The 20,743-nt window shown below is 70.9% G+C and carries 14 protein-coding genes and 1 pseudogene; 5 read left to right on the top strand and 10 right to left on the bottom strand.

The window, feature by feature from the left end; genetic code table 11:
• Window positions 1-16: 16 nt before the first annotated feature.
• On the top strand, window positions 17-1,447 hold the full coding sequence (locus H149_RS0109325) for an aldehyde dehydrogenase family protein (RefSeq protein WP_020649483.1): 1,431 nt from the start codon (window positions 17-19) through the stop codon (window positions 1,445-1,447).
• Between the two features lie 43 nt (window positions 1,448-1,490).
• Here the strand turns inward: H149_RS0109325 and H149_RS0109320 are convergent, their stop codons facing one another.
• The 5 genes and pseudogenes from H149_RS0109320 to H149_RS20420 form a co-directional block, all read right to left on the bottom strand.
• A complete protein-coding gene (locus tag H149_RS0109320) occupies window positions 1,491-4,283 on the bottom strand; it encodes an AAA family ATPase (protein WP_020649482.1) in 2,793 nt (930 codons plus the stop codon).
• Window positions 4,284-4,294: 11 nt separating this feature from the next.
• On the bottom strand, window positions 4,295-5,086 hold the full coding sequence (locus tag H149_RS0109315) for a hypothetical protein (protein ID WP_020649481.1): 792 nt from the start codon (window positions 5,084-5,086) through the stop codon (window positions 4,295-4,297).
• On the bottom strand, window positions 5,076-6,350 hold the full coding sequence (locus tag H149_RS0109310) for a hypothetical protein (protein WP_020649480.1): 1,275 nt from the start codon (window positions 6,348-6,350) through the stop codon (window positions 5,076-5,078). The genes H149_RS0109315 and H149_RS0109310 overlap by 11 nt, the downstream gene beginning before the upstream one ends.
• Window positions 6,351-6,435: 85 nt before the next feature.
• Window positions 6,436-7,575: a zinc-dependent alcohol dehydrogenase family protein gene (locus H149_RS0109305; protein WP_020649479.1), complete on the bottom strand. Its 1,140-nt coding sequence runs from the start codon at window positions 7,573-7,575 to the stop codon at window positions 6,436-6,438.
• Window positions 7,572-8,029: pseudogene (locus H149_RS20420) on the bottom strand (acyl-CoA thioesterase). Before H149_RS20420 ends, H149_RS0109305 begins: the two are co-directional and overlap by 4 nt.
• Window positions 8,030-8,161: 132 nt before the next feature.
• On the opposite strand from H149_RS20420, the gene H149_RS0109295 reads away from it, so the two are divergent.
• The 3 genes from H149_RS0109295 to H149_RS0109285 all read left to right on the top strand — a co-directional run bounded on the left by H149_RS0109295 (window position 8,162) and on the right by H149_RS0109285 (window position 12,438).
• Window positions 8,162-9,826 (top strand): 3-(methylthio)propionyl-CoA ligase, encoded by a 1,665-nt coding sequence (locus H149_RS0109295; RefSeq protein ID WP_020649477.1) that lies wholly within the window; start codon window positions 8,162-8,164, stop codon window positions 9,824-9,826.
• Between the two features lie 93 nt (window positions 9,827-9,919).
• Window positions 9,920-11,446, top strand: a complete 1,527-nt coding sequence (locus H149_RS0109290; RefSeq protein WP_154654718.1) for a M28 family metallopeptidase — start codon at window positions 9,920-9,922, stop codon at window positions 11,444-11,446.
• Window positions 11,447-11,637: 191 nt separating this feature from the next.
• Window positions 11,638-12,438, top strand: coding sequence for a sterol desaturase family protein (locus H149_RS0109285; RefSeq protein ID WP_020649475.1), 801 nt, complete (start codon window positions 11,638-11,640; stop codon window positions 12,436-12,438).
• A gap of 12 nt (window positions 12,439-12,450) precedes the next feature.
• Here H149_RS0109285 and H149_RS0109280 read toward each other — a convergent pair whose 3' ends face one another.
• The 3 genes from H149_RS0109280 to H149_RS0109270 are packed head-to-tail and all read right to left on the bottom strand — an operon-like array spanning window position 12,451 to window position 14,320.
• Window positions 12,451-13,071, bottom strand: coding sequence for a 2-hydroxychromene-2-carboxylate isomerase (locus tag H149_RS0109280; RefSeq protein ID WP_020649474.1), 621 nt, complete (start codon window positions 13,069-13,071; stop codon window positions 12,451-12,453).
• Window positions 13,068-13,922, bottom strand: coding sequence for a D-hexose-6-phosphate mutarotase (locus tag H149_RS0109275; RefSeq protein ID WP_020649473.1), 855 nt, complete (start codon window positions 13,920-13,922; stop codon window positions 13,068-13,070). Before H149_RS0109275 ends, H149_RS0109280 begins: the two co-directional genes overlap by 4 nt.
• On the bottom strand, window positions 13,919-14,320 hold the full coding sequence (locus tag H149_RS0109270; RefSeq protein WP_026353033.1) for a DUF488 domain-containing protein: 402 nt from the start codon (window positions 14,318-14,320) through the stop codon (window positions 13,919-13,921). Before H149_RS0109270 ends, H149_RS0109275 begins: the two co-directional genes overlap by 4 nt.
• Before the next feature lie 200 nt (window positions 14,321-14,520).
• Here H149_RS0109270 and H149_RS0109265 point away from each other — a divergent pair, with 200 nt between their 5' ends.
• A complete protein-coding gene (locus H149_RS0109265; RefSeq protein ID WP_020649471.1) occupies window positions 14,521-16,338 on the top strand; it encodes an acyl-CoA dehydrogenase C-terminal domain-containing protein in 1,818 nt (605 codons plus the stop codon).
• Between the two features lie 95 nt (window positions 16,339-16,433).
• Here H149_RS0109265 and H149_RS24220 read toward each other — a convergent pair whose 3' ends face one another.
• Both H149_RS24220 and H149_RS0109250 read right to left on the bottom strand, forming a co-directional pair.
• Complete coding sequence (locus H149_RS24220) at window positions 16,434-18,140, bottom strand: collagen-like domain-containing protein (protein ID WP_020649470.1); 1,707 nt, start codon at window positions 18,138-18,140, stop codon at window positions 16,434-16,436.
• Between the two features lie 455 nt (window positions 18,141-18,595).
• Window positions 18,596-20,701 carry an amidohydrolase family protein gene (locus tag H149_RS0109250; RefSeq protein WP_020649469.1) on the bottom strand — a complete coding sequence of 702 codons (2,106 nt, stop codon included), beginning with the start codon at window positions 20,699-20,701 and terminating at the stop codon, window positions 18,596-18,598.
• Between the last annotated feature and the right edge of the window lie 42 nt (window positions 20,702-20,743).

The following is a 20,743-nucleotide window of genomic DNA, read 5'->3' as shown; positions in this document are numbered from 1 at the left end:
CGGCCGGAGAACGCGCGTGCTCAAGTCCCACTATCCGCTCTATCTCGCCAATCGCCCGCGTGAAAGCGGGCGCACGCTGGACGTCAGCGACAAGTACTCCGGCGCGCTGGCGACCCGCGTCGCGCTCGCCGACGCGGCGCTGCTCGACGAGGCGATCGCCGCCGCGGCCGCCGCGGCGCGGCCGATGGCCGAATGGCCGGCCTACGAACGCCAGGCGGTGCTCGAACACTGCGCGCGGCGCTTCGAGGCGCGCGCCGAGGAATTCGCGCAGGCGCTGTGCGTCGAAGCCGGCAAGCCGATCCGCGATGCGCGCGGCGAAGTCACGCGCCTGATCGACACCTTCCGCTACGCCGCCGGCGAAGCGGTGCGCCAGCATGGCGACTATCGGCCGCTCGACATCGGGCCGCGCGCGAAAGGCTACTGGTCGCTGCTCAAGCGGGTGCCGGTCGGGCCGGTTTCGTTCATCAGCCCGTTCAACTTTCCGCTGAACCTCGCCGCGCACAAGATCGCGCCGGCGATCGCTGCCGGGTGCCCGTTCGTGCTCAAGCCGGCGAGCGCGACGCCGGTCGGCGCGCTGCTGATCGGCGAGGTGCTCGCCGAAACCGCGCTGCCGGCCGGGGCGTTCTCGATCCTGCCGTGCCGGGCGGCGGACGCCGACGCGCTGGTCCGCGACGAGCGCCTCAAGCTGCTGTCGTTCACCGGCTCGCCGGCGGTCGGCTGGGACATGAAGGCGCGCGCCGGACGCAAGCCGGTGATCCTCGAACTCGGCGGCAACGCCGGCTGCATCGTCGACGAGGGCAGCGATCTCGATTTCGTCGTGTCGCGCCTCGTGTTCGGCGCCTACTACCAGTCCGGACAGTCGTGCATCAGCGTACAGCGCATCTACGCGCACGCTTCGCTGTACGCGGCGCTGCGCGAGAAGCTGACGGCCGCGGTACGCGCGCTCAAGTGCGGCGATCCGAAGCAGGAGGACACGTTCATCGGGCCGATGATCGCCGAGTCCGAGGCGCAGCGGCTCGAGCGCTGGATCGGCGCGGCGCAGCAGCGCGGCGCGCGGCTGCTGTGCGGCGGCGAGCGGCGCGGGGCGATGCTGTCGCCGGCGCTGCTCGAAAACGTGCCGGCCGATTGCGAGCTGTCGACCAAGGAGGCGTTCGGCCCGGTCGCGATGCTCGCCGCGTTCGACGATTTCGATGCCGCGCTCGATGCCGTCAACGCCAGCGACTACGGCCTGCAGGCCGGCGTGTTCACACGCGACCTGGGCCGCATCGAGAAGGCCTGGAACCGCCTCGAAGTCGGCGGCGTCGTGATCGGCGACGTGCCGAGCTTCCGCGTCGACCATATGCCCTACGGCGGCGTGAAGCAGTCCGGGCTCGGTCGCGAAGGCGTGGCCTACGCGATCGAGCACCTGACCGAGCCGCGCCTGCTGGTCGTGCGCTCGCCGGCCTGAACGGCGCGCGGCGTGGCCGCGCCGAGGCGCCGCCGCGGCCGGCTCAGGGCGCCGGCGCGGTGTCGCGGCGCAGGAAGGCGATCGGCGGTGCGTACTTGGTCGTGCCGCGCTTCTTCTGCGTGACCAGCGTCAGGCCGGACGGCTTGAAGACGTTGACGTTGTGCGTGTTCGGCGTCGTCACGATGTACTGCGCGCGCGTCGCCTGCAGGAAGGCGCCGACCTTGTCGATGTTGAAGATGTCGAGGTGCGCGAACGGTTCGTCGATGAACACGAAGCCGCCGCTCTGGTCCTCGTCCATCAGCAGGCCGACGAGCAGGATCATCGACTTCATCACCTGCTGGCCGCCGGACGCCTCGCCGTCGTTGAGGCCGATCATGCCCTTCTGGTCGAAGTTGAACTGCACTTCGAGGCGCGCCTGCGACAGCGTGAGGTCGTCGTTGGTCAGCTGCGGCGGCTCGACTTCGACGTCGATGCCGGCCAGCGCGCCGAGGTGGCGCAGGTTCTGTGCGTAGCGGCGCACCGTTGCGCGCAGCACGCCGATGTACTGGCTGCGCGCGCGATCGGTGCTGCTGCGCGCGCGTTCGAGATGCACGTCCTGGTCGGTGATGCGCGATTCGAGCTGGCGATGCTCGGCATCGAGCTTGTCACGGATCGCGACGCAATTGGCGTCGGTGTTCCAGCGGCCGTCGTCGCGGCGCCGGTGCAGGCGCTCCATCTCGCGCTCGACCGCGCCGCTGGAGTCGTAGCGGGCGCGCGCCTCTGCCATCGCCGCCGCGCTGCGCCAGTCGGCCGGCTTGCCGCGCCGCAGGCGCCGCCATTCGAGCACGTGCGCGGCGTAGGCGCGGCGCGACTGCTCGAACTCGGCCTGCAGCTGCTGCTGGCGGCCGCGCGTCTTCTGCAAGGCTTCCTCGGTGCGGTCGTGCCGCGAGGTGAGGCGGTGCAGCGCCTGCGACATCTCGTAGTAGCGCGCCGCTGCTGCGGCGCGCGCCGCGCTGATGTCCTCGAGTTCCTGCGCGAGGCGCGCGGCTTCGGCTTCGGCGGCCTCGAATTCCGGTGCGCGCGCCGCGATCTCGCGCGTGGCGTCGACGCCGGCTAGCGCCGACTGCACGTCGGCGAGCTTGCGCGTGGCGATCGCCAGCGCTTCGCGCAGACCCTCGCGCTGGTCCTTCAGCTCTTCGAGGCGGCGGCGTGCATCGGCGACCGCGTTGCGGCCGAAGTGCACGTCGGCGACGCTGATGTCGCGGCCGCCGCGGCGCTCGCGCTGATAGGCGCGCGGCGTGATCCACGACTGGCTCTCCGGCAGGCGCGCGCCATCCTCGGTGCTGTCGACGCGCTGGATGCCGTCGAGCAGCTTGGCCAGCCACACCGGCGGATCGGCGTGAAAGCGCACGCATTCGAGGAGCGAGCCGCGCTGCGGCAGCGGCGCCGGCGCGCGGTCGGGCACGACGTAATGGCGATAGCGGTGCTGCTCGCCGAGACGCCAGGCCGCGGCGCGGTCGCCGGGCTTCTCCAGCAGCACCAGATGGCGCACGCCAGCGAGCACCGATTCGACCGCGAGCTGCCAGGTGTCGTCGGTGATCTCGACGATGTCGCCGAGCATGCAGTGGGCGATGCCGGCATCGCGCAGCGCCTGCGAGAACGCGCTGACTTCGCGTGGCTCCGGGCGGCGGCCGCTGTCGAGCGCGGCGATGCGCGACTGCAGCTCGCCGATCTCGCGGTCGACGCCGTCGATCTGGCCTTGCAGCTCGTAGCGGCGCCGGCCGAGCTTTTCCTGTTCGCGCAGCGCGGCTTCGGTGTCGAGCCCTTCGCCCTGCTCGGCGAGCTGGTCGAGCAGGCGCTTGCGCTGTTCGAGCACGGCCTGCGCCTTGCCGAGCGGGCGTTCGATCTGGCGCTCCTGCTTCTGCAGGCTTTCCATTTGCGCCTTGCTGTCGGCTTCGGCGGCTTCGGTGTCTTCGCGCTCGCGGACCAGCGCGCCATGCTCGTCGGCGAGGCGTGCGAGCTGGGCGCCGAGTTCGGCGACTTCGCGGCGCTTGCCGAGCAGCTGGGCGCGGCCGCCGCGCAGGCTGTCGAGCAGCTCGGCGAGCTGCAGGCGCGGCAGCCACTGGCCGGTGAGATCGGCGAGCTCGCCGAGCAGGCGCTCGTACTCGCGGTACGAGTTGACGTCGGCTTCGGCGGCCTGCAGCTGGGTGTGCAGGCGCGCCAGCTGGGTCTTGAGTTCGTCGAGCTCGCGCGCGCAGGCCAGCTGGTCCTCGCGCGCCTTCTGGTAGTTGTCGAGCACTTCCTGATCGCCGAACACGTCGAACACGAGGTCGAGCAGCTGGCGCGGCGAGTATTCGCAGAGCTTGTCGGTGTGGCCCTGGTCGAGCGCCAGCACGCGCTTGATCGCGCGCGTCAGGCCGGCGTTCTCGAGCTGCGATTCATACTGGCGCACGCCGATCCAGGTCACCGCCTCGCTGCTCTCGGCAGCTTCGACCGGCACGTCGCCGGCGCCGATCCCGTAGCTGCGTTCCCAGTCGCCGCCCTTCTTGCGGATGCGGCAGAACAGGGTGACGGTCTCGTCGGTGATCGGCCAGAACGCCAGCTGGCCGTTGCTGCGGCGCGGGTTCGAGACCGTCGCGCGCAGCCACGCCGACGGACGATCGGCGCGGCGCACGTAGCGCTTGTAGTCGCGGCCCTGCGAACAGTTGATCGCCAGCAGCGTGCGCAGCGCGTCGAGCAGCGTCGTCTTGCCCGAGCCGTTCGGGCCGACGACGGTGACGATGTTGGCGTCGAGCGGCAACGTGAAGCGTTCCCACCAGTCCCAGTGGACGATTTCGATCTTGTGGAAGCTGAACATCGGGTTCTGGTCTAGTCGTCGTGGCGCGGCGCGTCGGCCACGTCGTGGGGCGCGCCGCCGGCGTCGTTGGCGGCGAATTCGTCGGCGCTGCCGGCGTCGGCGTCGAGTTCGACGTCGGACGGCGCGTCGTCGTCGTTGGCGGGCGGCGGCAGTTCGTCGTCGGCGTCGTTGGCGGCGCCGCCGAACAGCTCGGACAGCGTGCCGTTGAGGATGCGTTCGGCCATGCGCTTGTAGTCGAGCACGAGGTCGAGCAGCGGACCTTCGTAGATGCGACCGTCGCGGCGCTCGATGAAGCCGAGGCGCGACAGCACCGGCAGGCCGAAATTCTTGATGCGCGTGCGGCCGCCGAGGCGCTCGCCGAAATCGGCGAGCAGCGTCGCCTCGGCGACGTTGATGCCGAGCTCGGCGGCAGTCGGGATCGGCTTGGCCTCGGCGAACATTTCCGACTGGCGCAGCCGTTCGAGTTCGGTCTGCCGCTCGATCTGGCGCTGCCGCTTGGGCAGGATCAGCAGCGCCCACAGCACGACCAGCAGCGCGATCTGGTCGCGCTTGAGTTCGAGGTTGTTCGACAGCCAGGCGTCGTCGCTGCCGAACACCGGCTGCTCGAACTCGCGGCGGATGCGCAGGGTGACGTGGTCGGCGTACGGATGCTCGACGAATTCGAGGCCGCAGGCCGCCAGCCGCTCGCTGAGCGCGTTGTAGAACAGATCGTCGGTCAGCGCCCTGCGGACCATCGGGTCCTTGCGCGACAGCACGCGGTGCGCGGACAGGCGCGCGACCAGGGTTTGCAGCTCACGTTCCACGCGGCGAAGCCTCCAGGTGTCCGGCGCTCATTTCGGCGACGCCGTCACGTCCCACTTTGATGATGTCGTCGCCCAGCTTCAGGCGCCGGTCGATGCGTGCGAGATCGGCCACCGGCCCGGCCAGCGACGCCGACTCGCGGTCGCCGAGCAGCGCCAGCAGCGACAGGCGATAGCTCGACAGCTCGTAGTCGCGCAGCGGCACGGCCTCGTGCAGCGGCCAGCCGTCCGGTGCGACGCGCAGATCGCCGAGCCAGCGCTCCAGCTCGGCGTAGTCCGGCGGCTCCAGGTGCACGTCGCCCTGCGGCGCGTCGCTGGCCGGCGGCAGCGTGGCGTCGAGCTTCTCGGGACGCAGCTTGTCGACCAGCTCGAACTCGGCGACGTCGAGCGCGATGTCGCCGAGCGCGAACGCGAAGTCCGGCACCGGGCTCACCGTGCCGTGCAGCAGGCCGGCGAGGCGTTCCTGGCCGAGGCCGCGCAGCCAGGCGTTGACGTCCGAGGACGACAGGCCGCTGGCGCCGAGAGGCACCTTCTGTTTTTCCAGCTGGTTGAGCGCGCGCTGGAAGGCGCCGCTCATGCGCAGCAGCTCGCTCTGCACCTGGCCGATGCGCTGCGCGAGGCGGTGCGTCGGCCCGTCGAGCGTGTCGCCGTCGGTGATCTCGCGCAGCACGTCGCTGCCCTTGTCGACCCAGGTCCAGGCGGCGGCGAGCTTGCTCTCGGCGGCGCGGATGCGCGATTCCGACCCGGACAGGATCGCGCGCTCGAATTCGTCCTTCAGCTCCAGCAGGCGCGCCAGTAGGTGCTGCAGCTCCGGTTTGGCGAGCGTGCCGAGCGCGCCGCTGCCGGCGACCTGCGCCGCCAGGTAGCCGAGATCCTCGCCCGCCTCGCCGAACTTCAGCAGCGCGGCGAGCGCGGCGACCGCCATGCGGCCGAGCGGACTGACGGCGTAGCGCGAGGTTTCCGAATCCCAGGCCAGCAGGCCGTGCACGCGCAGGCGGCCGATCAGGTGTTCGAGCTTGCCTTCGTCGAGGTACGGGAACTGCTGGCGCAGCTCGCCGGCGCTGACGAACGGCTCGGTGCGCGCCGCCAGCTCGTGCAGGACGAGCAGACGGATCATCACGGCGGCTTCGGTGCCGGTGAACAGCGCGATCAGCGCCTGCAGGGTCGGACGGGCACCGCCCAGCGCGTGCAGGGCAGGGACGTCGGCCGGCTCGACGCCGGACTGGAACCAGTCGGCGAGGCGGTCTTCGGTAAGGTCGGGACGCATCCGGACAAGTGTAGCGATGGCTTGCCGCGACAACAGTCTTGACGCGGCGTGCGCTTCCGGGTCCGGACCGCAGTTTGCTAGCGCGTCACGGAAATTCGATGACCTGGCGCACCGCCGCGCCGCGCGCCAGGCGGTCGAAGGCGGCGTTGATGTCGTCCAGGGCGAGCCGATGGGTCAGCAGGCGCTCGACCGGCAGACGCCCGGCGCGGTGCAGGGCGAGGTAGCGCGGCAGGTCGCGGGCCGGCACCGCCGAGCCCATGTACGAGCCCTTCACCGTGCGTTCCTCGGCGACCAGGCTGACCGCCGGCACGCGGAACTCGCGCGACGGGTCCGGCAGGCCGGCGGTGATCGTCGTGCCGCCGCGCCGCGTCGCCGCGTAGGCGGCGGCCAGCGCCACTTCGCTGCCGGCGGTTTCGATCGCGTAGCGCACGCCGCCGCGCGTCAGCTCGCGCAGGCGCGCCATGGCGTCCGGCTCGGTCGCCAGGATCGTGTGCGTGGCGCCGAGGCTGCGCGCCAGTTCGAGCTTGGCCGGCAGCACGTCGACCGCGATCAGCGGCTCGGCGCCGGCGGCGACCGCGCCGAGCAGCGCCGCCAGGCCGACGCCGCCGAGCCCGAAGATCGCGACGCTGTCGCCCGGCGCGACACGCGCGGTGTTGACGACGGCGCCGACGCCGGTCATCACCGCGCAGCCGAACAGCGCGGCGATCGCCCAGTCCGGTCGCGGTTCGCCCGGCGTGCCGATCTTCACCGCCGAGCGCGCCGAGACGACCGTCGCCTCGGCGAAAGCCGAGACGCCGAGGTGGTGGTGCAGCGGCGCACCGTCGGCATGCCAGCGCTGCGCGCCGGACAGCAGCGTGCCGGCGGTATTGGCGCGCGCGCCGGGCTCGCACAGCGCGGCGCGACCCTCGGCGCAGTAGGCGCAATGGCCGCAGACCGGCACGAACGAAAAGACCACGGCGTCGCCCGGCGCGAAATCGCGCACGTCGGCGCCGATCGCCAGCACCTCGCCGGCCGCCTCGTGGCCGAGCACCATCGGCAGCACGCGCGGCCGCGAGCCGTCGATCACGGACAGGTCGGAATGGCAGAGGCCGGCGGCGCGGATCTTCACCAGCAGCTCGCCGGGACCCGGCGGGTCGAGCTCCACGGTCTCGATCGCCAGCGGCCGCGAGTCGGCGTACGGCGCGGCGCGGCCCATCTCGCGCAGCACCGCCGCGCGCACTTTCACGCGTGTGCCCCGTAGGCGGTGACGAGGCGCGCCAGCGCCTCGCGCAACTGACCGCCGGGCGCCGACGGACGGCGCGTCACGCGGTCGACGAACACGTGCACGAACCAGCCTTCGGCGGCCGGCGCCTTGCTGCCCTCGCGAACAGGCCGATCTCGTAGCGCACGCTGGAGCTGCCGAGATGGGTGACGCGCAGGCCGGCGTCGATGGCGTCCGGAAAGACCAGCGAGTCGTAGTAGCGGCAGCTCGATTCGGCGCACAGGCCCATCAGCGCGCCGCGCTGGATGTCGAGCCCGCCGGCGGTGATCAGGTAGTGGTTGATGACGGTGTCGAAGTAGCTGTAGTACTCGACGTTGTTGACGTGACCGTAGACGTCGTTGTCCTTCCAGCGCGTGGTGATGCGCAGGAAATGCGGATAGGCGCTGCGCGGCGCACGACTGCTCGACGGGCTGCTCATGGCGGACTCCTTCCCCGGATTTTTGTTGCGCAGTGTACGCGCTCGGCCGCGCCGGACGGACGATTCCCATCGCCGCGACGATCGGGAATAATCGCGGCTGCGGTACCCAGAACGAAACGACGAGGAGAAACCATGTCCCTGACCGCCGGTCTGCCGGGGCAGCTGCCCGGGCAGATGATGGACCAGCCGCTGCTGGTGTCGGCGCTGCTGGCGCACGCCGAGCGCTACCACGCCGACACCGAGATCGTGTCGCGCACGATCGAGGACGGCAGCCTGCACCGCTACACCTATGCCGACGCGGCGCGCCGTGCGCGGCGCTTGGCCAAGGCGCTGGCGCGGCTCGGCGTGCGGCCCGGCGAGCGGGTCGCGACGCTGGCCTGGAACGGCTATCGCCACTTCGAGCTGTACTACGCGATCTCCGGCAGCGGCGCGGTGTTGCACACCGTCAACCCGCGGCTGTTTCCCGAGCAGATCGCCTGGATCATCAACGACGCCGAGGACGGCGTCGTGTTCTTCGATCTGACGTTCGCGCCGCTGATCGAAAAGCTGGCGCCGCAGTGCCCGGCGGTGCGGCACTGGGTGGCGATGAGCGACCGCGCGCACCGCCCGTCGGCGGCGATTCCGCGGCTCGGCTGCTACGAGGATCTGCTCGCGGCCGAGGACGACGACTACGCCTGGCCGCAGTTCGACGAGCGCGCGGCGAGCGCGCTGTGCTACACCTCCGGCACCACCGGCAACCCGAAGGGCGTGCTCTACTCGCACCGCTCGGTGCTGCTGCACTGCTACGCGAGCTGCCTGCCGGACGTGTTCGGCTTCTCGGCGCGCGATTGCATCCTGCCGGTGGTGCCGATGTTTCACGTCAACGCCTGGACGATTCCGTACTCGGCGCCGATGGTCGGCGCCAAGCTGGTGCTGCCCGGCGCCGCGCTCGACGGGCCGAGCCTGTGCGAGCTGTTCGAGGCCGAGGGCGTGACCTTCACCGGCGGCGTGCCGACCGTCTGGCAGGGCATCCTGCAGCATCTGCAGAAGACCGGCGGCAAGCCGACGACGCTCAAGCGCGGCGTGATGGGCGGCTCGGCGGCGCCGCCGGCGCTGATGGAGACCTTCGCGCGCGACTACGGCGTCCAGATCGATCACGCCTGGGGCATGACCGAGCTGTCGCCGCTCGGCGTCTACAACCGCGAGAAGCGCAAGCACGGCGGCCTCGATGACGAAGCCCGGCGCGCGCTCGCCGCCAAGCAGGGCCGGCCGCCGTTCGGCGTCGAGATGAAGATCGTCGACGCGCAAGGTCGCACGCTGCCGAACGACGGCGAGGCGGTCGGCGAGCTGCTGGTGCGCGGCCACTGGGTGGTCGGCCAGTACTTCAACGTCGGTGCGCCGACGCTGCGCGACGGCTGGTTCCCGACCGGCGACGTCGGCAGCATCGACGCCGACGGCTATCTGTGGATCACCGACCGCGCCAAGGACGTCATCAAGTCCGGCGGCGAGTGGATCGGCTCGATCGAGCTCGAAAACCTGGCCTGCGCGCATCCGGCCGTCGCCCAGGCGGCGGTGATCGGCGTCGCCCATCCGAAATGGGACGAGCGGCCACTCCTGGTGATCGTGCCGAAGACCGGCCAGCGGCCGAGTCGCGAGGAGCTGCTGGCCTGGTACGAGGGCAAGATCGCCAAGTGGTGGACGCCGGACGACGTGGTCTTCGTCGAGCAGCTGCCGCTGACCGCGACCGGCAAGATCTCCAAGCTGCAGCTGCGCGAGCAGTTCCGCGACCATCGCCTGCCGGGCGCGGCCGGCGGCTGAGGCCGGGCAGGGCCGTCGTTACCATCGTGCTGTCACGCGCCGCGTGCTAGCGTGCGGACGGGTCGCGGCAGCGCGGCGCAACAGGGGGATGAGATGAGGGCGAAGCAGCGACGCGCGATGCGCAATCTGGTCGGCGGCGTGGTGCTGGCCATCCTCGCCGGCTGCGGCGGCAGTTCGTCGTCGCCGGCCGGCACGGTGGTCGACGGGCCGGTCGGCACGCCGGATGCCGAGGCCTGGGCGGCTGCGCGCGCCTACCTGGATGTCGTCGAGCACTCGCCGAAGTTCGACGAGTGCCTGACGTCCGACGCCGCGGCCGAACCGTGGAAGTGCCTGCGCGGGCCGCGCTCGGGCTCGACGCTCGGCAAGGCCGTCGCCGAATGGCTGCGCGCGCAGCTCGCGGCGACCGACGGGCTCAGCGGCGTGCGCCTGCAGACCTTCGCGATTCCCGGCTTCCGGCCGCGCGCCTACGATCTGCGCGTCGACACCGACGCCGGTTCGGTCGCGGTTCCGGCCTTCCCCTGGTACTACCGCGGCACCACGCCGGCCGGCGGCGTCGCCGGCGCGATCGTCGATCTCGGCGACGGCAGCGTGCTGTCGCAGCTGCTCGCCGGCAGCCTGCAGGGCAAGGTCGCGTACCTGAAGATCTCGCTGACGCTGAACGCCGAGGCCGGGCAGTCCGACGATCGCCTGCAGCAGATCCAGGACAAGGGCGCGATCGCCGCGATCGTCGCCACCGACGCGCCGGCCAATCTGATCGCCGCGCAGAACTACGACATCCGCAACGGCTCGCGCGCGCTGCCGACGCTGATCGTCGGCAAGCAGGACGGCGAGCGCATCGCCGGCTGGGCCGGCCGCACGGCGCGCGTCACGGTCGTCGCCGACACCGCCGACGGCAGCAGCCAGAACGTCGTCGCGCGCCTGCCGGGCGCCGATCCCTCGCATGTCATCGTCGTCGGCACCCCGATCAACGGCTGGCTCAGCGTCGGCGGCGAGCGCGCGCCGGGCGTCGGCATCCTCGTCTACCTGGCGCGCTACTTCGCCGAGCTGGCCCGCAACAACGGTCCGCTGCCGTACACGATCGACTTCGCCGGCACCGGCGGCCACGAGATCTACGCGGTCGGCGTCGACCGCTACCTGTCGTGCCTGCCGGCCGAGCAGATCATGGCTTACCTCCATCTCGGTTCGGGGCTCGTCTATCCGGGCTATCGCGATGGCCTCGACGGCGAGCCGCAGGCGACCGGCAAGCTGTCGGTCGCGCGCACGCTGGCGATCTCCGAGAACAATCTGCTGCACGACGCGGCTGACCCCGCGTTCGCCGATCCGGTGCTCAAGCCCTACTACGCATTCCCGCCGTCGCTGTTCATTCCCGGCGAGAACCGCGCGCCGTACGCCAAGGGCATTCCGACGGTCGGCATGAACGGCACCAATCCGTACTTCCACACCGCGGCCGACGACGACACGCAAATCGCGCGCGAGGCGCTCGGGCCGATGGCGGTGGCGTTCCGCGACACGCTCGCCGCGCTGCTGCAGACCGATCCGGACGCGCTGCGGCGCGCCAACGCGCTGGCCGCGGCGCTCGGCGCCGGCGGCGAGGCGCCGTTCTGGGAATGCGCCGACTAGGTTCCCCGCTGCGACGCCTGCACGGAACCGCGGCGCAGGATGCTCTTCCCGCCAATTCCGGCGGGTGGGCGCCGGTTTTCTGAGCGGCGCGGCGATGCGCCGCTGCCGGTCCGGATGAAAGTCTCTTCATCGGCGGTCCGGGGCGGCGCCGATTCACCGGCCGTTCACGGCGGCGCGCCTAGAACGGCGCGATGGTGCTGCCGCATGCCCTGTTCGCCGATCCGCAGGCCGTCCGCCTGGGCGCGACGGCACTCGCGCTCGGCGCGCTGCTGACGGCCGAAGCGCTGTGGCCGCGGCGCCGACCGCAGCGCGGGTGGCGCTGGTTGCGGAACATCGCGCTGCTGGCCTGCGCGGGGCTGCTGCTGGCGGCGCTGCCGGTCGCCTCGATCGGCGTCGCGGCCTGGGCGCGCACGCAGGGCCTCGGCCTGTTCGCACTGCTGCCGCTGCCGGCGATGTTGCAGATCGGTCTCAGCGTCGTCGCCCTCGATCTGGCGATGTACTGGCAGCACCGCGCGATGCACGGCCCGGCCTGGCTCTGGCGCCTGCACCGTGTCCACCACAGCGACATCGAATTCGACGCCACCACGGCGCTGCGCTTTCATCCGGCCGAGCTGCTGGTCGCGATGCTGTGGAAGTGGGCGGCGATCGTGCTGCTCGGCGCGCCGCCGCTCGGGGTGTTCGCGTTCGAGGCGGTGACCGGTGTCGCGGCGCTGCTGGTGCACGCCAACCTGCGCCTGCCGCTGCGAGTCGACCGGGCGCTGCGCGTGCTGTTCGTGACGCCCGATCTGCACCGCGTGCACCACTCGGTCGAGTTCGACGAGGGCAACCGCAACTTCGGGACGATCTTCTCGGGCTGGGACCATCTGTTCGGCAGCCATTGTGCGCAGCCGCGCGGCGGTCACGAGCAGATGCCGATCGGTCTGCCGCGCTTCCGCGACGCCGACGCGCAGCACCTGCGCGCGCTGCTGCTGCAGCCGCTGCGGCGCCATTAGCGCGAACAGGCCCTAGCGGGCGCGCCGTGCCCAGTCGAGCGCGTCCTCGAGCCGGTCGTTGCCCCAGAACAGCTCCTCGCCGACGACGAAGCTCGGCGCGCCGAAGATGCCGCGCGTCTGCGCCGCCTCGGTATTGCCGCGCAGCTTCGGCTTCTCGTCGTCGCGCTGCGCGAACGCGAGCGCCGCGTCCGGATCGGCGACACCGGCGCCGACCAGTGCGTCGCGCACGACCTCCGGTGCGCCGATGTCGCGATCCTCGGCGAAGTTGGCGGCGTAGATCGTGCGCACGAAATCCGGCAGCCACGGCGCGTCGGCATGGCTGCAGGCGACGCGCGCGGCGAGCACGCTGGTGCGCGGAAACGCACTCGGCATCCGCCAGGCGAGGCCGTGCTTGGCGCACAGGCGCTCGACGTCGCGCCACATGTAGCGGCCCTTGTCGGCGTGGGCGAGGAACGGCGAGCTCTCGTAGCCCTGGCGCTGGAAGATCGGGCCGAGCAGGAACGGCTTCCAGTCGAGCGTGACGCCGGCAGCCCGCGCCGCCGCCTCGACGCGCATTGCCGCCGGATAGGAGTACGTGCTGGCGAACTCGAACCAGAATTCGACGCGCGCGGTGCCGCTGTGCGTCGCGCTCATGCGGCCACCAGCCGCTGCGCGGCCTGCCAGCGTGCGCCCGGTGCCAGGTGCACCGGCTGGCCGATCGCCGCTGCCTCCAGGCACAGCATCCGGCGCCAGCCGTCCGGATCGAGATCGGCGAGCGCGGCGGCCTTGGTCGCGCCGGGATTCCAGACCACGAGGTCGGGGAAATTGCGGTTCTGCACGAGCAGGCGCGCGTCGCCGTCGCGCAGTTCGATCTGCGCCGGCGCGTGGAAATAAATGCGGTCGACCTCGCCGTCGATCGCCAGCGCCGCGGCGGCTTCGACGCGGCCCGGCTCGCCGTGGCCGTGTTCGCCGCGCGCCGCGTCGCGGTAGTGCAGGCCCTGCAGACCGAGCACGCGCGCCGCGGCGATGTCGGCGACGCGCAGATAGGTGTGCAGCGCCGCGGTGAACGTGAACGCCGCGCCGTCGAGGTTGACGACCGCCAGCGCCACCTCGATCTCGTCGCCCTGCAGCTCGACCGTCAGCTCGGCCTGGAAGGCGTGCGGCCAGAGCGCGCGCGTCGCGGCGTCGTCGCGCAGCGTGAATGCGCAGTACGCGCGGCCGTCGTCGCGCCGGCCGTGCGCGGCGAGGCGCCATTCGCGATCGCGTGCGAAACCATGCTTCGGCAGCGGGCCCTCGGCGGCGAACTGCGGAAAGATCAGCGGCACGCCGCCGCGGATCGCCCGGCCGGGACCGGCCTGGGTGCGAGCGCTCAGGTACAGGCGTTCGCCGCCGCGCGCCGGCTGCCAGGCGCAGAGCTGGGCGCCGTGCGGCGAGACCAGCGCGCGCGCGCCGTCGGCGGCGCGCAGTTCGAGGGTCGCAAAGGATGGCTGCGGAGCGGGGCTCATGGACCCGCCCGTTCGGCCATGCGCGCGCCGCGCGCGGCGAGCAGTTCGCGCAGCACGCTGCGATGGCAGTGATGTTCGTCTTCGCAATAGCAGCCGACCGCCAGATCGGAGTGCTGCGACAGCGCCGCCAGCAGGTCGAGCGTGTGCGCCGCGTCGGGGGCTGCCATCTCGCGCCGGTACTGGCGCATGAAGCGTGCCCAGTCGCTGGCGTCCGTCGCGGCGTGCGCCTGCTTCACCAGGGCCTCGCTTGGCGCCAGGATCGGCAGCCACACGTCGTACCAGTCGAGCCGGGCGAAATCGGCCTTGGCGACGCCGCGCGGCGGGCGCCGCACGGTGCCGATGCGCAGGCCTTCGCCGGCGCGGCGCGGCGTGCCGAGGCGGACGATGCTGAGGCTCATGGCGTGGTCTTCCGAGGCGGGGCGGGCCGCCAGCATGCCGCGCGCGGGCAGCGGAATCCAGGCGGACGGCGGGCCCCGGCCGACCGCCGGTCGCGGCACCGGCGGCTGTGCGCAACTGCCTGCGGGCGCAGTCATTCAGGCCAATGGCGGGTCGATGTTGCACCGCCACAATCCGCGCCGTTCCTTATCGGTAATCCCCTATGCCCGCCTATAAAGCTCCGCTGCGCGACATGCGCTTCCTGATCAACGAAGTCTTCGATTACCCGGCGCACTACGCGTCGCTGTCGAACGGCAAGGACGCCGATCCCGAGACGGTCGCCGCGATCCTCGAAGAGGGCGCGAAGTTCTGCGAGGAAGTGCTGGCGCCGCTGAACCTGTCGGGCGACGAGGAAGGCTGCCGCCTACAGGACGGCAAGGTCACCACGCCGAAGGGCTTCAAGGAAGCCTACGAGCAGTACGTCGCCGGCGGCTGGCAGGGCCTGTCGCACCCGACCGAGTACGGCGGCCAGGGCATGCCGATGTCGATGGGCCTGTTCAAGACCGAGATGATGGGCACCGCCAACTGGTCGTTCAACATGTATCCGGGCCTGTCGCTCGGCGCCATGAACACGATCATGCAGCACGCCTCGGATGAGCTGAAGGCGATCTACATGCCGCCGCTGACCGAAGGCCGCTGGACCGGCACCATGTGCCTGACCGAGCCGCAGTGCGGTACCGATCTCGGCCAGGTCAAGACCAAGGCCGAGCCGCAGGCCGACGGCACCTACAAGATCAGCGGCACCAAGATCTTCATCTCCGCCGGCGAGCACGATCTGGCCGAGAACATCATTCATGTCGTGCTCGCGCGCCTGCCGGACGCGCCGGCCGGCACGCGCGGCATCTCGCTGTTCATCGTGCCCAAGTTCCGCCCGGCGGCGGACGGCTCGGTCGGCGAGTTCAACCAGGTCGTCTGCAGCGCGATCGAGCACAAGATGGGCATCAAGGCCTCGGCGACCGCCGTGCTCAACTTCGAGGAGGCGACCGGCTGGATGATCGCCGAGCCGAACAAGGGTCTCGAAGCGATGTTCACGTTCATGAACACCGCGCGCATCGGCACCGCGATCCAGGGCGTCTGCCACGCCGAGCTGTCGTTCCAGGGCGCGCTGGCCTATGCCAAGGAACGCCGCTCGATGCGCGCGCTGTCCGGCAAGAAGGAGCCGGAAAAGGTCGCCGACGCGATCATCCACCACGCCGACGTGCGCCGCATGCTGCTGACGCAGAAGGCCTTCGCCGAAGGCGGCCGGGCGATGATCTACTTCGCCGCCCAGTATGCCGACCACATGACCAACGGCATCATCGAAGGCGACCAGAAGAAGTACAAGCACTGGGACGACAAGCTCGGCTTCTTCACGCCGATCATGAAGGGCTTCCTCACCGAGATGGGCCTCGAAGCGGCGAACCACGGCATCCAGGTGTTCGGCGGCCACGGCTACATCAAGGAGCACGGCATGGAGCAGATCGCGCGCGACGCGCGCATCTCGACGCTCTATGAAGGCACGACCGGCATCCAGGCGCTCGACCTGCTCGGCCGCAAGGTGCTGATCATGACCCGCGGCGGCGCGGTTCGCGAGTTCACCTCGATGATCGCCAAGTTCGCCGTCGAGCACATGCGCGACGCCAAGCTGCGCCGCTACGCGACGGTGCTGGCCAAGTACGCCGCCGAGTGGAACCTGCTGACGATGCGCATCATGCTCACCGCGCGCAAGGATCGCGACGTCGTCAGCGCCGCCAGCCATCACTTCCTGATGTACTCGGGTTACGTGACGATGGCCTACTTCTGGGCGCTGCAGGCGGCGGTCGCCAGCAAGAAGCTCGCGGAAGGCGGCGACGAGAAGCCGGAGTTCTACAAGGCCAAGATCACCACCGCGCGCTTCTACTTCGATCACCTGCTGCCGCGCGCCAAGGGCCACGCCAGCTCGATGATCAAGCCGAGCAAGTCGCTGACCAAGCTGCCGGTCGAAAGCTTCATGTTCGAGTAAACGCGACACGCGGCGAGCGGAAACGAACAAGGCGCCGAATGGCGCCTTGTTCGTTGCTGCGGCGTGATCCGCGCCGCCGCCGGCGGCCGTCTCGTTCAGCGCAGCATCACCAGCGCTTCGACCAGGCCCTGGTCGCGGTCGAAGTTCTCCATCGCCTTGCCGATCACCGTGCCCGGCTTCGGCGAGTCGGCGGCGCGCATCGCGTGACCCGGCGTCGACGAGGCGACGAGCAGATCGCCGGCGTGGATCGCGCCGCCCTCGCGCGTCACCTTCACCGGCACGCGGCCGGCCAGCGCCAGCGCCGGGCCGCTGACGTCGCGAACGGCGCCGTCCTTGGCGTTGAGGGTGACGCCAGGGGCCGTCGAGATGATGCCGGCGACGCGCGTGCTGTTGGCCTGGGTCGACAGGCGGAAGTGGCCCGGATGATCCGGATCGATCTCCACGACCTCGGCGAGCTGCGGCGTGCGGCCGCGCGTCGGCACGAACTCCGCGAGGTCGGCGCCGCCGACCTGCGTGCCGCCATTGAAGAAGCCCTTGCCGTTCGCGTCGATGCGGGCGACGTTCACGGCCCCCGGGTTGCCCGCTCTGAACACCGCGATCGCGCCGCTGCCGTGGTTCTCGGCCGTGAGCACGGGATTGGCGTTGGCCGTGTTGTAGTTGACGAAGCGGGCGGCGCGACCGGTGCCGAAGCTCGGCGTCCAGGCATAGATCGCGGCACCGGTGCCATCGGCGGTGGTCTCGACGCCATCGCCGGTGCCGCCGGCGTTGGCCGTGATGCCGTTGCCGTTGCCGTCGCTGATGGCGATTAGCGCCGGGCCGTTGCCGGCCGCGTTGGAAGCGTAGAAGAGGCCGCCGTAGCCGCCGGTGCCGGAAGACACGCCGTACACGGCGGCGGCACCGAAGTTGGCGAAGATCGTGTTGACCTCGCCCTTGACCGCGGCCGCCACCGAGTTGCTGTTGTTGATCTTGAAGCTGCCGGCGGGCAGCGGATCTGCGACCGAGCTCGGGCCGTCGACGGTGATGGCGATGCCGCCACCGCTGTTGTCCGCGATGGTGTTCGTCAGGCTCAGCAACGGACCCGACACGGATGCTGAAGCGCTGTACGGCAGGCTGAACGCCGGACCCGCGGGTCCGACGGGGCCCTGCGGACCTTGCGGACCCGTCGCACCGGTCGCGCCGGTCGCGCCGACGGGCCCTGTCGGACCTGCCGGCCCGGTCGCGCCTTGCGGCCCCTGCGGCCCCGGAATGCCTTGCGGGCCGGTCGCGCCCGTCGCGCCCTGCGGGCCGGTCGGCCCCTGCGCCCCGGTGGCGCCGGTCGCGCCGGTGTCGCCGCGCTGCGCGAGCACCGCCCAGATCGCCGCGTTGGTGTCCGGCTGCTTGTTGCTGTTGCCGGAGAGCGCGACGTAGCTGGAACCGTTGTAGCTGACGGCGTCGTTGCTGTTGTAGACGGTCGCGCCGCTCCAGGCCGCGCGATACAGCAGGCCGGGGTCCCCTTTGTCGCCCTTGGCGCCTTGCGGGCCCGTGGCACCGGTCGCGCCGGTGGCGCCGATCGGACCGACCGCGCCTGTGGGCCCCGCCGGGCCCGTCGCGCCCGCCGGACCCTGCGGCCCCGGAACGCCCTGAGGACCGGTCGCGCCGGCGGGGCCTGCGGGCCCCGCCGGGCCGGTTTCGCCCACCGGCCCCTGTTCGCCTTGTGGGCCCTGTTCGCCCTGCGGCCCTTGCAGGCCCATGGCGCCATTGGTGCCGTCATCGCCTTCGCAGGCGCTGAGCAGCGCCGCGCAGGCGAGTGCGGCGATCCCCATCCATGAGCGCTGCCGGCGCGTCCACGGCAACGAAGGTGACGCGAGCACCGCGAGTTGCGGCGTTATCCGAGCTGCAGTCATATCAACACCCCCAGTGTCGAGAGATCGGGCCGGCCGATGCGAAAGGCCGGTGACGCCTCGGGAGTGTCAGGCCCCGGCCGCCGTCTGTCGCCCCCGATCGGGGGGTGTCGCTAGCAAGGACTGTGAACCAGATCCCCCTATGGCCTTGCCGCGACAGCGCGTCCGGGGCCTTGCCCGAGGCGCGGGCGGTGATGGCAGCGGGCACGGCCGTGCGCCATCGAGCCGCGCGCCGCGGCAGGCATGACCCTTCCGGGCATCGGCGGTGCGCCCGGCGGCGACGCTCGCCGCCGGGCGCGCGGCCCCCGGGCGGGCCGCATTCGCGTACGGCCTCCCGGCGGGCGCCGCGGCGCGAGGCTCCTGAGCGCTGGCGGCGTTCAGCGGTTCTCGGCCCGTTCCCACATCTGCAGATAGGCTTCGGCGCTGTTGTAGAGCGCATCGAGCGCCGGCTTGCCGCCTTCGATGCGCACTTCCTCGACGAAGTCGGCCATCATGCCGTAGTGCGCGAAGCCGTCGACGTCGGTGTCGTAGACGCGCTCGCCGCTCTGCTGGTGATCGAAGATCACCGGCTTGAAGCCGTTGAACTGCGGCCCCCAGTCCGCTCCCTGGAACAGCGTGAACGGATACTGCACCGGCGCCTTCTTCTGCTCGTTGCGCGGGCGCGCCTGGCTGCCCATGCCGTTGGTGTCGGCGCCGAAGCCGAAGCCGAAGAAGTAGCGCGGATCGCGCAGCGGTTCGGTCTTCTGCAGGGCCTCGACGTAACCCTGGCCGTTGCCCTTGTAGTCGAAGATCAGGCCGCCGGTGCGGAAGATGCGCTGCGCCTGCTCGATGCTGACGCCGCCGTGGCCGCCGTGGCTCGACATCACCGGATAGCTCGGCGTCTGCGCTTCGGCGATGTCGAGCACCTCGCTCTTCATCTTCAGCTCCATGTGGTCGACTTCGATCATCACCTTCTTGTCGATCAGACGCTGGATCAGGTAGCGGCCGAGATCGGTCAGCGTGCGCGTGTTGCACTGATTGGTGCTGGTGTCGTACACCGGCAGGCCGACCGGCGAGCCGTTCAGCACGTTCTGCACGAACAGCGACAGCGGATCGTTGCCGTTGAGCAGCACCAGCGGCACGCCGGTCATCTTCGTGCCGCCCTGATAGAGATAGGGCTGGTCCGGGCAGTCGTAGGTCTGCCAGAAGCTGCCGGTGTCGATGAAGTTGCCGACGTTGAGGATCGAGCCGTTGAACAGGCCGTTGCCGCCGAGCGCATTGTTGAACTCGTGCATCGGGAACACCGCGCGCACGCCGAGCGCGTGGAACTCGTCGAGTTCGCGGTCGATCGTCTCCTTGTCGCACTGCGGGAGGCCGATCTTCAGCGCGCAGTCGAACAGGTGCGAGTTCTCGATGCCGAGCACGACCGCCATCTTGCCCTCGTTGATGACGCGCCGCGCCGCGGCCGGCGAATCGACGAGGCGGAACCAGCCCTTGCCGGGGCCGCCCTCCTGCGCGTCGATGTAGTCCTGCAGATCGTGGATCTGCTGCACTTGCAGGCGCGCGGCGTCCATCTCGTTGCAGTTCTCGCCGGGCGACAGGCCGACGGTGTTCGCCTCGATGTTGCACAGCGTCTCGTTCTGCACGAGGAAGTTGATGGTCAGGCGCTGGCCGGCGAGCCAGGCGCGCTCCAGCCACTTGTAGTAGGTCTGCTCGTGCGTCAGCGACTGCCAGCTCGGCCAGTCGTGGAAGCTTGGCCAGCCCTGCGTTTCGTGCGTCGCCAGCGGGTTGGTGTAGACGTACAGATTGCCGACCAGATCAAGCGTGCCGGCCGGGCCGTGCTGCACGGTGCAGTTCTTCAGCGCCTCGGTGACGCCGTAGCGGTGGAACGGTCGGCCGTAGTGCGTGCCACCGAGGAAGTCCGTCGCGGTGATGTGCAGGTGCGAGTCGGCAAAGCCGACCACCGGCTGTGCGGCGCCGCGGCCGCGGTAGGTCGTGCCGCTGGCATTGGTGCCGATCTCGGGGAAGCTCGCGCAATCCTGCGCCGCCTCGAAGCGGAAGTCGCTGCCGGCGTCGGCGAGCTGCAGGCCGGCCTCGCCGGCGACGAGGCTGGCGTCGACTTCGTCGGAGCGCAGCGTGTAAAGCGGCGCCTCGCCGTCGATCGTCCAGTCGGCCGATTCGTCGGCGCTCGCCGCGGCGGTGACGCCGCGCGCGCGCGGCAGCGCCGCGACGAAATGCGCATCGCGGCTGTAGAGCAGGTAGCGGCCGAGCGCGGTCGGCTTGAAGAAGAACGGTTCGGCGCGCGAGAGGTCCGGCGTCAGCGCGTAGGTGTCGCCGCTGCGCTGCACGTAGCGACCGCTGCCGTCGTCGCGGAGCACGAAGCAGCCGTTGGCGAGCGCGTAGCGGTCCTTGGCGACCGGCGCCTCGCTGGTGGAACTGGAGTGGCCGCAGGCGGCGAGCAGGGCCGCGGACGCGCAGCAGGCGTAGAGAACCGGGCGTTTCACGAAGCATCTCCCCCGGAGAGCTTCGTTGTCGGATGCGATGCG

Origin of the sequence: Solimonas variicoloris DSM 15731 (genome assembly GCF_000382285.1) — a bacterium.
Taxonomy (GTDB): Bacteria; Pseudomonadota; Gammaproteobacteria; order Nevskiales; family Nevskiaceae; genus Solimonas; species Solimonas variicoloris.
This window is presented reverse-complemented; position numbering and strand designations above follow the sequence as displayed.

What these genes read in the sequence shown, in the direction of transcription:
- H149_RS0109270 (WP_026353033.1), bottom strand. Translation starts at nt 14,320, where the DNA reads ATGAGCCTCAGCATCGTCCGCCTCGGCACGCCGCGCCGCGCCGGCGAA.
- H149_RS0109275 (WP_020649473.1), bottom strand. Translation starts at nt 13,922, where the DNA reads ATGAGCCCCGCTCCGCAGCCATCCTTTGCGACCCTCGAACTGCGCGCC.
- H149_RS0109320 (WP_020649482.1), bottom strand. Translation starts at nt 4,283, where the DNA reads ATGTTCAGCTTCCACAAGATCGAAATCGTCCACTGGGACTGGTGGGAA.
- H149_RS24220 (WP_020649470.1), bottom strand. Translation starts at nt 18,140, where the DNA reads ATGGGGATCGCCGCACTCGCCTGCGCGGCGCTGCTCAGCGCCTGCGAA.
- H149_RS0109290 (WP_154654718.1), top strand. Translation starts at nt 9,920, where the DNA reads ATGAGGGCGAAGCAGCGACGCGCGATGCGCAATCTGGTCGGCGGCGTG.
- H149_RS0109285 (WP_020649475.1), top strand. Translation starts at nt 11,638, where the DNA reads ATGGTGCTGCCGCATGCCCTGTTCGCCGATCCGCAGGCCGTCCGCCTG.
- H149_RS0109295 (WP_020649477.1), top strand. Translation starts at nt 8,162, where the DNA reads ATGTCCCTGACCGCCGGTCTGCCGGGGCAGCTGCCCGGGCAGATGATG.
- H149_RS0109280 (WP_020649474.1), bottom strand. Translation starts at nt 13,071, where the DNA reads ATGAGCGCGACGCACAGCGGCACCGCGCGCGTCGAATTCTGGTTCGAG.
- H149_RS0109265 (WP_020649471.1), top strand. Translation starts at nt 14,521, where the DNA reads ATGCCCGCCTATAAAGCTCCGCTGCGCGACATGCGCTTCCTGATCAAC.
- H149_RS0109310 (WP_020649480.1), bottom strand. Translation starts at nt 6,350, where the DNA reads ATGCGTCCCGACCTTACCGAAGACCGCCTCGCCGACTGGTTCCAGTCC.